Source organism: Achromobacter spanius (assembly GCF_039673305.1).
GTDB lineage: Bacteria > Pseudomonadota > Gammaproteobacteria > Burkholderiales > Burkholderiaceae_B > Achromobacter > Achromobacter spanius_F.
Genome location: NZ_JBDJLJ010000001.1, coordinates 388,353 through 401,278, shown reverse-complemented (window position 1 = coordinate 401,278; position 12,926 = coordinate 388,353). Strand labels below are relative to the sequence as shown.

The window sequence follows — 12,926 nt, the reverse complement described above, 5'->3', positions numbered from 1 at the left end:
TTGATCTCGAATGATTGCAAATGATGGCTTATGATGGCCGCACCGCCATCGTCCTGATGGTGTATCGAGAGCCTGATCCCGCATGCGCCCCACCATTTCCCTCATTGCCCGCGAAGCCGGCATGTCCACCGCCACCGTGGACCGGGTACTGAACGACCGCGACGGTGTGCGCGGCAAGACACGCGACCGCGTGCTGGCGATTGCCAATCGCCTGGGCTATTTCGTCCCGGGCGCCGAGGCCGCCAGTCAGGACGTGCGAGTCGATTTCGTCTTGCCCGCCGGCACCAACAGCTTCATGACCGCGCTGGGCCGGCGCCTGCTCGAAGAAGCCGCCGCCCGCCCCGACGTGCAGGCCCGTCTGCATCTGATCGAGGGATTCGACGCCAACAAGCTCGCGAAAAAGCTCTACGAACTGCGCGAGCAGACGCAGGCCGTCGGCCTGGTCGGCCTTGACCATCCCCAGGTGCGCGACGCCATCATGGCGCTGCGTGACAGCGGCGTGCACGTGAGCACCCTGGTGTCGGACATTCCGATCTCGGCGCGCCTGGGTTACGTGGGCATCGACAACCGGGCGGCGGGCCGCCTGGCCGCGCTGTTGCTGGGCCGGTTTCTGCCACAGCACACCGAACGGAAGGTCGCGGTGTTCGTGGGGTCATTGGCCTATCGTGGCCACGAAGAGCGCGAGATGGGCTTTCGCTCGCTGCTGAGCGAAGAGTTTCCGCACCTGCGCATCGCCCACACGCTCGAGATCGGCGACGACCGCGACCGCGCCTTTGCCGTCACGCAGGATCTGCTGCGCAAAGACCCGCCGCACGCGATCTACAACATCGGCGCGGGCAATCAAGGCATCGCGCGGGCGCTGAAAGAGGCGCGGCCGGCTGAGGCGTGGCCGAATGAGCCTCGCTCAAGCAAGGCTGCCACCGCCCCTCGCATTGTCTTCGTCGGCCACGACCTCACCGAAGCCACGCGCCGCCTGTTGCTCGATCGCACCATGGACGCCGTGATCGACCAGAACCCACGCGTCGAGGCACGCGAGATCGTCAAGCTGCTGGTGGCGGCCGTGAAAGGCGCGCCCGAACCCAGCTACCTGCCGCGGCTGCAGGTGATTTTCCGGGAAAACATTCCCGAGCCGTGATGGCTGGGCGAAGGTTTAGCCTGGCGCTAGTCCGGAGCCGTGATGGCTTGGCGAGGGTTTAGTCCGGCGGCAGATGGGAAAGCCTCTGACCCAGGCCTGCCGTGCCATCGGGCAACGTCCTCTACCCACTTGAGACGCTACACGCCCGCTTTTTAGCGCTTCTGCGGCCAAGTCCGCGTAAACCCTCCTTTTTGCGTGCCGAAACCCGGCTTGCGAATCCGCGAATTCCCAACCTCGCCCTTCTCGCGCCACACTGCCGATGCCTGCCCGCCATGCGCGGCATCGCGGGCCAAAGCGACTACAAGGAGCGAGACATGTCCCACCGATACGCGCGCGCAATCAAGCGCGCAGCCTGGCCCATGCTGGCCCTGTCCTGCCTGGCCTTTGGCAATGCCGGCGCGCAGGGAACCTACCCGAATCATCCAATATCGCTGGTGGTGCCGTTCGCCGCGGGCGGCCCCACCGACGTCGTGGCCCGCAGCCTGGGCGCGTCCATGGCCAAGACGCTGGGGCAGAGCGTCGTCATCGAAAACCGCACGGGCGCGGGCGGCACGCTGGCCTCCCAGCACGTGGCGCGCGCCGCGCCCGATGGCTACACCTTCCTGATCCACCACAACGGCATGGCGACCGCGCCCGCGCTGTACCGCAAGCTGTCGTTCAATCCGCTGACGGATTTCGCCTATGTCGGGCAGGTCGCGGACGTGCCGATGACCCTGCTCGGCCGCAAGGACCTGCCGGCCGACGGCATGGCAGGCTTCATCAAGTACGCCAAGGCAAACGGCAACAAGATCAACCTGGCCAACGCCGGCCTGGGCGCCGTGTCCCAGCTCTGCGGCATGCTGCTGCAGGAATCGCTGGGCGTGCAGTTCACGACCGTTCCGTACGCGGGCACCGCGCCCGCCATGACCGCGCTGCTGGGCGGCCAGGTGGACGTGCTGTGCGACCAGACCACCCAGACCATTCCGCAGATCAAGGCCGAACGCGTGAAGCTGTACGGCGTCACCACACTGGACCGCATCAAGGCGCTGCCTGAAGCGCCGACCCTGCAGGAAGGCGGCCTGAAGGACTTTGAAGTCAAGGTCTGGCACGGCGTCTATGCGCCCAAGGGCACGCCGCCGGAAGCCGTCGCCAAGTTCAACGCCGCGCTGCGCGCCGCGCTGAAGGATCCCGCCTTCACGCAGAAGATGGCCGAGCTGGGCGCCGAGATCGTGCCTGACGCCAAGCAGACGCCGGAAGGCCTGCAGACCTGGCTGAAGTCCGAAGTGGACAAGTGGGGCGGCGTTATCCGCAAGGCGGGCGTCTACGCGGACTGAGCATTCCGCGCGCATGAAAAAAGGCCGGCGAATTCGCCGGCCTTTTTGCTTGCAACGCCAGATGTCGGGCGCGGGCGCCTACACCGACAGTTCCTTCCAGATCGCGAGCGGCGCTTCGGCATGGTTCAGGGTGTAGAAATGCAGGCCCGGCGCGCCATTGTCCAGCAGCGTCTGGCACAGCTCGGTCACCACATCGACGCCAAAGGCGCGGATGGAGGCCTTGTCGTCGCCGAACTCGGCCAGGCGCAGGCGGATCCAGCGCGGCACTTCGGCACCGCACATTTCCGAGAACCGCAGGAGCTGCGTGTGGTTCGTGATGGGCATGATGCCCGGCACGATCGGCACGTCCACGCCCTTGGCCCGGGCCCGGTCGACAAAGTCGAAGTAGGCGTCGGCATTGAAGAAGTACTGCGTGATGGCGGCATCGGCGCCGGCCTTCACCTTGGACACGAAATGGTTAAGGTCGGCCGACGGGCTGGCTGCCTGGGGATGCATTTCGGGATAGGCCGCCACTTCGATGTGGAACCAGTCGCCGGTTTCCTCGCGGATGAACGACACCAGTTCGCTGGCGTAGCGCAGTTCGCCGGCGTCGCCGCCCATGCCCGAAGGCAGGTCGCCGCGCAGGGCCACCACGCGCCGCACGCCTTCGTTCTTGTAGGCCTGGAGGATGTCCCGCAGGTCCTGGCGGGTGGCGCCCACGCACGACAGGTGAGGCGCCGCGTCGCAGCCCAGGTTGCTCAGCGTGCGCACGGCATCGGCCGTGCCGGCGCGCGTGGAACCGCCCGCGCCGAACGTCACGCTGACGTACTTGGGCTGGATGGCCAGCATCTGCTTGGCCGCACGCACCAGCCGCTCCTGGCCGGCCAGGTCGCGCGGGGGAAAGAATTCCAGACTAAAAGCGGGAGAGATCGATTCGGACATGTCAGTGATTTATGGCGCTATGCGTCGCGCAAAACAGGCGTCGCCCCATCGCGATGCCGCGGAGCCGGCTTAGCCGGTCCGCAGGCATGCCCCCTTGAGGAGGAAGCGCGCAGCGCTTCGGGGGAGGGTCCTATTCAGGGGATCAATTTGGTAAGAAGGCCGGAGATGATGCTGTACAGGATCGCACCGCCCACGGCCCACCAGAACCCGTTGACCTGGAAGCCCTTGAGCACGGAGCCCACGAACCAGAACAACAAGGCGTTGATGACGATGAGGAAGAGACCGAGGGTGACGATCGTGATGGGCAGCGTCAGCAGCACCAGGACCGGCTTGACCAGCATGTTCACCAGGCCCAGCACCAGCGCGGCGATGAGCGCCGATCCGAAACTGGCCACCGTGATGCCGGGCAGCAGGTAGGCAACGGCCAGCAGGGCCACTGCGTTCAGGATCCAGACGAGTATCAGTGTCACCATGTTCGAACTCCTGTATTGACGCTCCGCGGACTTGTCATCGCCAGGCGAAACCTGGCGTGACCCGCAGACCGGAAAACCCGCGCCGACATGGCGCGGCGTTTTCCTATTGTGCTACATCAATCAATAGCGGTAGTGGTTGGGCTTGTAGGGGCCTTCGACCGGCACGCTGATGTAGTCGGCCTGGTCCTGGCGCAGGGTCGTGAGCTTCACGCCGAGCTTCTTCAGGTGCAGGCGGGCAACCTTCTCGTCCAGGTGCTTGGGCAGCACGTAGACTTCGCCGGACTTGTAGGCTTCGTTGCGCGTGAACAGTTCGATCTGGGCGATCGTCTGGTTGGCGAACGAGGACGACATCACGAACGAGGGGTGGCCGGTGGCGCAACCCAGGTTCACGAGACGGCCCTGCGCCAGCAGGATGATGCGCTTGCCGTCCGGGAAAATGACGTGGTCGACTTGCGGCTTGATCTCTTCCCACTGGCAGTCGGCCAGGCCGGCGACGTCGATTTCGTTGTCGAAGTGGCCGATGTTGCAGACGATGGCCTGGTCCTTCATCGCGTTCATGTGTTCGCGCGTGATGACCTGGTAGTTGCCGGTGGCGGTGACGAAGATGTCGCCGTGGGCGGCGGCTTCTTCCATCGTCACGACCTTGAAGCCTTCCATGGCGGCCTGCAGGGCGCAGATCGGATCGATTTCGGTGACCCACACCTGGGCGCGCAGGGCGACCAGCGCCTGGGCGCAGCCCTTGCCCACGTCGCCGTAGCCGGCCACGACGGCGATCTTGCCGGCGACCATCACGTCGGTGGCGCGCTTGATGCCGTCAACCAGCGATTCGCGGCAGCCGTAGAGGTTGTCGAACTTGGACTTGGTGACCGAGTCGTTGACGTTGATGGCGGCGAACGCCAGCTCGCCCTTTTGCGACATCTGGTACAGGCGGTGCACGCCGGTCGTGGTTTCTTCCGTCACGCCCTTGATCAGCGCCAGGCGGGTCGAATACCACTTGGGATCGCGCTGCAGCGTTTCCTTGATGGCGGCGAACAGGATGCGCTCTTCGTCGCTGCCCGGGTTGGCCAGGACCGAGATGTCCTTTTCAGCCTTGGTGCCCAGGTGCAGCATCAACGTGGCGTCGCCGCCGTCGTCGAGGATCATGTTGGCGTTCTGGCCGTTGGGCCATTCGAAGATCTTGTGGGTGTACTGCCAGTACTCTTCCAGCGTTTCGCCCTTGACGGCGAAGACCGGCGTGCCGGACGCGGCGATCGCGGCGGCGGCGTGGTCCTGCGTGGAGAAGATGTTGCACGAGGCCCAGCGCACTTCCGCGCCCAGCGCCACCAGCGTCTCGATCAGCACGCCGGTCTGGATGGTCATGTGCAGGCTGCCGGCGATGCGCGCGCCCTTGAGCGGCTGCGATGCGGCGAATTCCTCGCGGATGGCCATCAGGCCGGGCATTTCGGTTTCGGCGATGGCGAGTTCGCGACGGCCCCAGCCGGCCAGCGACATATCGGCAACGAGGTAGTCGGAGAAGGATTTATCAGTCACAGCGTTCATGGTGTGTAGGCTCCACGTAAATGACGAACGGCGCACGATATGGCCGGACAACGCGAATACACCACGACAGTCGAGTGCTCGCCTTTCCCGCCATATGCGACAAAGGTGAGCGCCGTTGCTGCAGCGACGCGCGAGGCGCGGCGCTTGAACAAGGATTCCTGAGCCTGGCGAGCCGGGGTCCGCATGGGGGTGGCCGCCGGGGGTGGCCACATGTCGGAACCGCAGGGTCGTCGCAACGCTCCTCAGGATTGCCGGGCATTGTACAAGGTTGCCGCGTCCGTGGGATAGCGAATCCGCGCCCCGCGGCGATATCAGGGCGTCATGGCCCAGGCATTCGCCGCGCCCTGCGAATCGCCCAGTGTCAGCGGCACCAGTGCGTCCAGCAGGTCCGCGGCCACAGAATCCCAGCTGCGCGTCAGCGCGTGCGCTCGCACGCCGGCGCGATCAAGCGGCAGGGCCGCCCGGCAGGCGCGCCCCAGATCGTCGTCCAGGTAGCCCGTCACGCCCTCCTGGACCACCGCCAGCGGCGCCTCGCTGCGAAAGGCCGCCACCGGCGTGCCGCAGGCCATGGCCTCCAGCATGACGAGGCCGAAGGTATCGGTCAGGCTGGGAAACACGAAGACGTCGGCCGCCGCGTAGTAGCCCGGCAGCGCGTCGTCCTGCCGCATGCCGAGAAAGACCGCGTCCGGAAAGCGCTTTTTCAGGCGGGCCTCATCTGGCCCCGCGCCCACAACAACCTTGCTGCCCGGCAGATCCAGGGACAGGAAAGCATCCAGGTTCTTTTCCCGCGCCACCCGGCCGACGCTCAGCCACACGGGCCGAGGCAGGTCTTCGAAGGCCTGGCTGGGGACAGGCTGGAATTTCCGGGGATCGACGCCGCGCGACCACACCCGCAGATTGGCCAACCCGCGCCGCACCAGGATGTCGCGCACCGTGGGCGTGGGCACCAGCACGCACTGCGACGGCCGGTGGAACCAGCGCAGATAGCGCCACGGCAAAGCGGCGGGGATGCCCATGCGCGCCTGCAGGTAGTCCGGGAACATGGTGTGGAAGGACGTGGTGAAGCGCCAGCCGCGCTTGAGCGCCATCCGGCGCGCGGCCAGGCCCAGCGGACCCTCCGTGGCGATATGCAGCGCATCGGGGACGGTATCGCCCAGGATGCGCCGCAACTGCCGGCCGGGCTGCAGGCACAGCCGCAGGTCGGGTTCGGACGGGGCGGGAATGGTTCGGCTGCCCTGCGGACTCACCACGATCAGCTCGTGGCCCCATTCGCCGAGGATCTGCTGCATGGTCGTCCAGGTGCGGACGACGCCGTTGACTTGCGGATGCCAGGCATCCGTAACCAGAACGATGCGCATGATGGAGCCGGAAGTGGGCAATGGCGCTATTCAGCCTGCGCCATGTGACATGCCCAAGACGGCGGCCTTGCGCCGCGCCGAAATCCTTGCGCGAGCGCTCAGTTGTTGCGCCGCGGATACCCCTGCGCCTTGATGCGGATCCAGACTTCGCGCTTTTCCTCTTCCGTCATGAACACCCAGTTGGCGACTTCCATGGCGGTGCGGCCGCAGCCGCGGCAGATGTCGTCGAACAGGGTGGAACACACCGCCACGCAGGGCGAATCGGTGGCTTTGAAGGCGCGTTGCGCGTCTTCGGCATCAGGCAGTTCGGAAAGATCGGCGAAGTAGCGATTCATGGGGCGAAGGTTAACACCGGCGGTGCGTCCCTTTTTGGATAGCCCTACCCTGCGCCGAGGCTTGGTTGACAGGCGGGAACAGCTCCCGCCGGTCCGGCCGATCAACGCCAGCCGAAGAAATCCGCAGCCTCGGCGAGCAAGGCGTCCGGCGTTTCCTCGGCCAGGTAGTGCGCCCCCGGCAACGGACCGCCCGTCACGTCGTCGGCCACCGCGCGCCACAGGGCCAGCACGTCGAAATTCCGGCCCACCGCCCCGCGTTCGCCCCACAGCGCGCGCACCGGCATGCACAGGCGCTCGCCCCCCGCGCGGCCCGCCCGGTCGTGCTCCAGGTCCAGCGTGGCGGACGCGCGGTAGTCTTCACAGATGCCCGTGGCCCAGCCGGGCTGGCGCGCGGCACGTTCGTATTCCGCCATGGCCTGGGCGGAGAAGTGCGCCAGTCCGCCGGGGCGCCCGCCCATCACCGACCTCAGGTAGAAAACGGGGTCATGCTCAATCATGGTCTCCGGCACGGGCGCTGGCTGGATCAGCCAGAACCAGTGGAAGTAGGCCTGGGCGAAGGCGCGGGTCGTGCCCTCGTACATATCCAGCGTGGGCGCGATGTCCAGCAGCATCATGCGGCTGACGGAATCGGGGTGGTCCAGCGCCAGGCGGTGCGCCACCCGGGCGCCCCGGTCGTGGGCCAGCACCTCGAAGCGCGCATGGCCCAGCCCGCGCATCAGCGCTGCCATGTCCGCCGCCATGGTCCGCTTGGAATGCGCGGCGTGGTCCGCGCTGGCCGCGGGCTTGGTGCTGTCCCCATAACCGCGCAGGTCCGCGGCCAAGCAGGTGCGGCGCCGCGTCAGCTCGGGCCAGACCCGATGCCAGATGGCGTGGGTTTGCGGATGCCCGTGCAGCAGCAGCAGGGGCGGACCCGAGCCGTCGATGCGGGCCGCGATCTCCACGCCGTTGGCCTGGATGCGCCGCACGGGCAGGTCGAAAAAGGCGGTCATCTGCGTCGTCTCCAATCTTCGTGTTGGCGGAATCGCCCGCGTCAGGCGGCATCCAGCCGGTCGCGCACCTGGCGCGCGACGTCCTTCATCCAGGGAAAGCGTGCCCAATGCCGGGCCTCGAAACGCTCCACCTCGGGCAACTGCTGCAGCGTCGCGCCCACCATGTCCTGGCCCTGCGCGAACATCCGGCGATGCCGCTCGGGCAGGTCGAAGCCTGCGCTCCAGCCGTCGGCGGCGCGCACCTGCCCGGCCAGCACGTCGATGCCGACGCGGTTGCCGCCGGCGACCTGCGTATTGGACACCCGCGCCAGCAATGCGTCGACCGCCGCGGGCGGCAGGGTCACCAGCAGCAGGCCATTATTGAGCGCATTGAAGTAGAAGATCTCGCCAAAGCTGGAAGCGATCACCGCGCGGATGCCGAACTGCTGCAGGCCCCAGACGGCGTGCTCGCGGCTGGAACCGCAGCCGAAGTTCGGCCCCGCCACCAGGATCGAGGTTCCCGCGTAGGCCGACTGGTTCAACACGCAATCCGGCCGCGGCGCGCCCTGTTCGTCAAAGCGCAGGTCGTACAGCAGGCCCTTGTCCAGGCCGGCCTTGTCGATGATGCGCAGGAACTGCTTGGGCATGATCTGGTCGGTGTCCAGATTGGAATACGGCAGCGGCGCGGCAACGCCTTCGATCATTGAATTCATTTGGCGTCTCCCCATGCGCGCACATCCACGATGCGGCCCGCCAGCGCGGCGGCGGCGGCCATGGCCGGGCTCATCAGGTGCGTGCGCCCTGCCCGTCCCTGGCGTCCCTCGAAGTTCCGGTTGGTCGTGGACGCGCAGCGCTCGCCCGGACGCAGCACGTCGTCGTTCATGGCCAGGCACATCGAACAGCCGGGCTGGCGCCATTCGAACCCCGCCTCGATCAGCTGCGCGGCGATGCCCTCGGCTTCCGCCTGCGCGCGCACGGCGCCGGACCCCGGCACCACCATGGCGCGCACGCCGGCGGCGACCTTCCTGCCCCGCGCCAGGCCCGCCACCACGCGCAGGTCTTCGATGCGGCCATTGGTGCAGGAACCGATGAACACGCGGTCGATCGGAACCCCGGCGATCGGCGCGCCGGCCGCCAGTCCGATGTAGTCCATGGCCTTTTCCAGCGCCAGCCGGGCCAGCGCATCGGGCTCGTCGGCCGGATCGGGCACCGCGCCATCCACCGGCACTGCCTGGTCCGGGCTGGTGCCCCAGGTCACGAAGGGCGCGATCCGTCCCGCGTCGAACACGTGCTCGACATCGAAGCGGGCGCCGTCGTCGGTGCGCAGCGTGGCCCAGTAAGCGCGCGCGGCGTCCAGCATGTCGCCACGCAGTTGCGGCGCGTGCGCGGCGACATAGGCGTCGGTGACGGCGTCCGGCGCGATCAGCGCCGCGCGCGCGCCGGCCTCGACGGTCATGTTGCACAACGTCATGCGGGCCTCGGCGGACAGCGCATCGATCGCCGCGCCGCAGAATTCCACCGCGTGCCCGCGCGCGCCCTGCGCGCCGATGCGGTGCACGATGTAGATCACCAGGTCCTTGGCCGACACGCCCGCCGGCAGCGCGCCGTCGACACGAATGCGCATGTTGCGCGCGACGCGGTAAACCAGCGTCTGCGTGGCCAGAATGTGCTCGACCTCGGACGTCCCGATGCCGAACCCCAGCGCACCCAGCGCGCCGTAAGTGGTGGTGTGGCTGTCGCCGCACAGCACCACCATGCCAGGCAGGATCATGCCGTGCTCCGGCGCGATGACGTGCTCGATGCCCTGCAGCGGATCGGTGGTGTCGAACAGCGCGATGCGCTGCGCGTCGCAATTGCGCTTGAGGTTCTGCGCCTGGCGCGACGAGGCGTCGTCGGCGATCACCCGCAGCGCCGCCGGCACGGGATGCGTGGGGATGATGTGGTCCACCACCGCCATCTGCTGCCCGGGACGCAGCACCCCGCGGCCGCGCGCGGCCAGGCCGCTGAAGGCCTGCGGGCTGGTGTATTCGTTCATGATGTGCAGATCGACATAAAGCAGGATGTGCTCGTCGTCGATCCGGGCCACCTCGTGGCTGGCCACCAGTTTGTCGTATAGCGTCATGCCGGGCATGTCTTGCTTCCTTGGATGATGAATGCGCCCGCACATGCGCCTGAGACCCGCGCGGGCGTGTCTTGCCGAAGTTCAGTTGGCCTCGATGCCTGCGTCCTTGACGATGCCGGCCCAGCGCGTCATTTCCGCGGCGACCATGGCGTCGGTCTTGTCAGGCGCGGTGACCAGCGGATCAAAACCTTCCTTCTGCATGCGCTGCGCCAGCTCGGGCGAGCGCAGCGCCTCGCCCAGCTTTGCGTTCAGCGTGTCGATCACCGCCTGCGGCGTGCCGGCGGGCGCGCTGACGACGAACCAGGTGTTGAACTCGTACCCCGGCAGGCCCGATTCGGCGATGGTCGGCACGTCCGGCAGCAGCGGCGACCGCGTCGTGCCGGTCACCCCCAGCGCGCGCAGCTTCTTGCCGTCGACCTGCGGCTTGGCGGCGGACAGCACCGGAAAGCTCATCTGCACCTGGCCGCTGATGGTGTCCACCATGGCCGGACCGCCGCCCTTGTACGGCACGTGCAGGATCTGCGTCTTGGACACGGACTTGAACAGTTCAGCCGCCATGTGGAAGGTGCTGCCGGTGCCGGCGGAACCGAAGCTCAATTCGTTGGCGGGGCGCGCGCGCACGTAGGCCAGCAGGTCGCTCACCGAGGCCACCGGCAGCGCGTTGGTCACCGTCAGCACGTGCTGGGAAGTGCCCACCGTGCCCACCGAGCGCAGGTCCTTCGCCGTGTCGAACGGCATGGACTTGAAAAGCGCCGGATTGATGGCCAGCGACATGGTGTTGATGCCCAGCGTGTAGCCGTTGGGTTCGGCGCGCGCCACGGCCGCCATCCCGATGTTGCCCGAGGCGCCGGCGCGGTTCTCCACGATCACGCTCTGGCCCAGCGCGCGGCCCCAGGCGTCAGAAATCAGGCGCGCGGCGATGTCCACGCTGCCGCCGGGCGCGAACGGAACGACCAGCGTCACGGCGCGTTCGGGAAAGGCGTTGGCGGCGGCGGCGGGATGGGTCCAACAGGATGCGGCAATGGCCGCGCACAATGCGCCGGCCCCTTTGGCTATCTTCATTTCCTGGTCTCCTCATATGGCCGCGTCGGGCGGCTCTGTATCGGTGAGACCAGTGTATAGGCCGGTTCAGTTCTTATAATTCTTCAAAAAAATAAAGCTTTGTTTAATCTGATTTATAAATAAGGCCATGGACGCCCTTTCCGATCTCGCCTTCTTCTCGCTGGTGGTCAAGCACGGCAACCTGTCGGCCACCGCGCGCGAACTGGGGCTGACGCCCCCGGCCGTCAGCACGCGCCTGGCCAAGCTGGAGCAGCGCCTGGGCGTGCGCCTGCTGAACCGCACCACCCGGCGGGTCAGCGTCACCCAGGAAGGCGAGCTGTACCTGGCCGAGGGCAGCCGCATCCTGGCGGACCTGCAGGCGCTGGAGCGCTCGGTGTCCAGTGCGCGCGCGCAGCCCCAGGGCCTCTTGCGCCTGAACGCGACGTTCGGGTTCGGGCGCGCCCACATCGTGCCCGCCGTGTCGGACTTCTGCCGCCAGTACCCGGACGTCGAAGTGCAAATGCGGCTGACCGACAGGCCGCTGAACCTGATCGAGGAAGGCTTTGACGTGGCGGTGCGGTTCGGCGACCTGCCGGACGCGCGCCTGACCGCGCGCAAGATCGCGTCCAACCGGCGCCTGCTGTGCGCCTCTCCGCGCTATCTGGACACCCAAGGCGAACCGCGCGCGCCGGGCGACCTGCAGCGCCACCGCTGCATCGTCGTGCGCGAGAACGACGTGGCCTACGGCACCTGGCGGCTGGAATCGGGCGCGCGCGCGGAAACCGTGAAGGTGCGCGGGCCGGTCAGCTCCAACGACGGGCAGAGCGCGCTGGAATGGGCGCTGGACGGCCACGGCATCGTCATGCGGTCCGAATGGGAAACGGCGGCGTACCTGCGCGCGGGGCGGCTGCGCGAAGTGCTGGCAGATTGGCGCACGCCGCCCGCCGACATCCACGCGCTGTATCCCGAACGGCTGAACCTGCCAGCCAAGACGCTGGCGTTCGTCGACTTCCTGTCGCGCCGCTTTGCCCGCCACGTGCGCGCCCCGGGCACGGACGGCACGGTCTGGTGACGCGTCAGATTTCGTCGATGGGCGTGCTGGCGGCGGCGCCCGCCGCCGGCGCGCCGTCCGCGCCGATGGCGTAGCGGTCGCGCGTCGTGACATAGAAGCTGGCCCCGAAGCGCCCCACCGGAAAGTAATCCTGCAGGCGCACCCGCCAGGTGTCCGTGTCGATCAGTCCGTCGCGCGCGTGCAGCCAACGCACCTGTCCGATGAAGATCTGCCGGCTGGCGGTCTCCATGGTCTCGAACAGCGTGCACTCGAACGCCACGGGCGCCTGCACGATGCGCGGCGGCGCCACGCGATGGCTGGGCGCGGCGTCCAGGCCGGCGTGCGCCAGTTCGCTGACGTCCGACGGCACCCGGTCGCCGCAGCGGTGCATCTTTTCCGCCATGGCCTCGTCGGTCAGGTGGACCACGAACTCCTTGCCGCGCACGATGTTGGCCGCGGTGTCCTTCAGGCCGCCGTCTTCCAGGCGGTTGATGCTGACCATCACGATGGGCGGATCCTCGCCCAGCATGTTGAACATGCTGAACGGCGCGGCGTTGACCACGCCGGTTTCGGACAGGGTGGTGATCAGCGCGATCGGCCGGGGCACGATCAGGCTGGCCATCAGCTTGTAGCGCTGATATTCGGTAATGGCGTCGAAATCGATTTCCAT

Annotated in this window: 13 protein-coding genes and 1 riboswitch; of the genes, 3 read left to right on the top strand and 10 right to left on the bottom strand. The window is 67.4% G+C overall.

Going from position 1 to position 12,926, the window contains the following annotated elements:
- Positions 1–82: 82 nt before the first annotated feature.
- On the top strand, positions 83–1,135 hold the full coding sequence (locus tag ABE485_RS01915) for a LacI family DNA-binding transcriptional regulator (protein WP_346513041.1): 1,053 nt from the start codon (positions 83–85) through the stop codon (positions 1,133–1,135).
- Between the two features lie 314 nt (positions 1,136–1,449).
- Positions 1,450–2,448 carry a tripartite tricarboxylate transporter substrate-binding protein gene (locus ABE485_RS01910; RefSeq protein ID WP_346513040.1) on the top strand — a complete coding sequence of 333 codons (999 nt, stop codon included), beginning with the start codon at positions 1,450–1,452 and terminating at the stop codon, positions 2,446–2,448.
- A gap of 78 nt (positions 2,449–2,526) precedes the next feature.
- On the opposite strand, the gene metF is transcribed toward ABE485_RS01910, so the two are convergent.
- From metF to ABE485_RS01865, 9 genes are all read right to left on the bottom strand, one after another.
- Entirely contained in the window at positions 2,527–3,369 is an 843-nt protein-coding gene (metF, locus tag ABE485_RS01905) for a methylenetetrahydrofolate reductase [NAD(P)H] (protein WP_346513038.1), read from the bottom strand.
- Positions 3,370–3,503: 134 nt separating this feature from the next.
- Complete coding sequence (locus ABE485_RS01900) at positions 3,504–3,839, bottom strand: phage holin family protein (RefSeq protein ID WP_056327402.1); 336 nt, start codon at positions 3,837–3,839, stop codon at positions 3,504–3,506.
- A 123-nt stretch (positions 3,840–3,962) separates the two neighbouring features.
- The gene (gene ahcY, locus ABE485_RS01895) at positions 3,963–5,381 is read right to left on the bottom strand and encodes an adenosylhomocysteinase (RefSeq protein WP_346513037.1); all 1,419 of its coding nucleotides are present in this window, start codon (positions 5,379–5,381) and stop codon (positions 3,963–3,965) included.
- 100 nt (positions 5,382–5,481) lie between these two features.
- A riboswitch (S-adenosyl-L-homocysteine riboswitch) is annotated at positions 5,482–5,631 on the bottom strand.
- Between the two features lie 61 nt (positions 5,632–5,692).
- Complete coding sequence (locus tag ABE485_RS01890) at positions 5,693–6,739, bottom strand: glycosyltransferase family 4 protein (protein ID WP_346513036.1); 1,047 nt, start codon at positions 6,737–6,739, stop codon at positions 5,693–5,695.
- Between the two features lie 98 nt (positions 6,740–6,837).
- Positions 6,838–7,074 (bottom strand): DUF1289 domain-containing protein, encoded by a 237-nt coding sequence (locus tag ABE485_RS01885; RefSeq protein WP_346513035.1) that lies wholly within the window; start codon positions 7,072–7,074, stop codon positions 6,838–6,840.
- A 101-nt stretch (positions 7,075–7,175) separates the two neighbouring features.
- On the bottom strand, positions 7,176–8,063 hold the full coding sequence (locus ABE485_RS01880; protein WP_346513033.1) for an alpha/beta fold hydrolase: 888 nt from the start codon (positions 8,061–8,063) through the stop codon (positions 7,176–7,178).
- A 41-nt stretch (positions 8,064–8,104) separates the two neighbouring features.
- Positions 8,105–8,755, bottom strand: a complete 651-nt coding sequence (leuD, locus tag ABE485_RS01875) for a 3-isopropylmalate dehydratase small subunit (RefSeq protein ID WP_346513032.1) — start codon at positions 8,753–8,755, stop codon at positions 8,105–8,107.
- Positions 8,752–10,173, bottom strand: a complete 1,422-nt coding sequence (leuC, locus tag ABE485_RS01870) for a 3-isopropylmalate dehydratase large subunit (RefSeq protein WP_346513030.1) — start codon at positions 10,171–10,173, stop codon at positions 8,752–8,754. Before leuC ends, leuD begins: the two co-directional genes overlap by 4 nt.
- Before the next feature lie 72 nt (positions 10,174–10,245).
- The gene (locus tag ABE485_RS01865) at positions 10,246–11,226 is read right to left on the bottom strand and encodes a tripartite tricarboxylate transporter substrate binding protein (protein WP_346513029.1); all 981 of its coding nucleotides are present in this window, start codon (positions 11,224–11,226) and stop codon (positions 10,246–10,248) included.
- Between the two features lie 127 nt (positions 11,227–11,353).
- Here ABE485_RS01865 and ABE485_RS01860 point away from each other — a divergent pair, with 127 nt between their 5' ends.
- The gene (locus ABE485_RS01860; RefSeq protein ID WP_346513028.1) at positions 11,354–12,277 is read left to right on the top strand and encodes a LysR family transcriptional regulator; all 924 of its coding nucleotides are present in this window, start codon (positions 11,354–11,356) and stop codon (positions 12,275–12,277) included.
- A 4-nt stretch (positions 12,278–12,281) separates the two neighbouring features.
- Here the strand turns inward: ABE485_RS01860 and ABE485_RS01855 are convergent, their stop codons facing one another.
- Positions 12,282–12,926, bottom strand: coding sequence for a flavin reductase family protein (locus tag ABE485_RS01855; protein ID WP_346513026.1), 645 nt, complete (start codon positions 12,924–12,926; stop codon positions 12,282–12,284).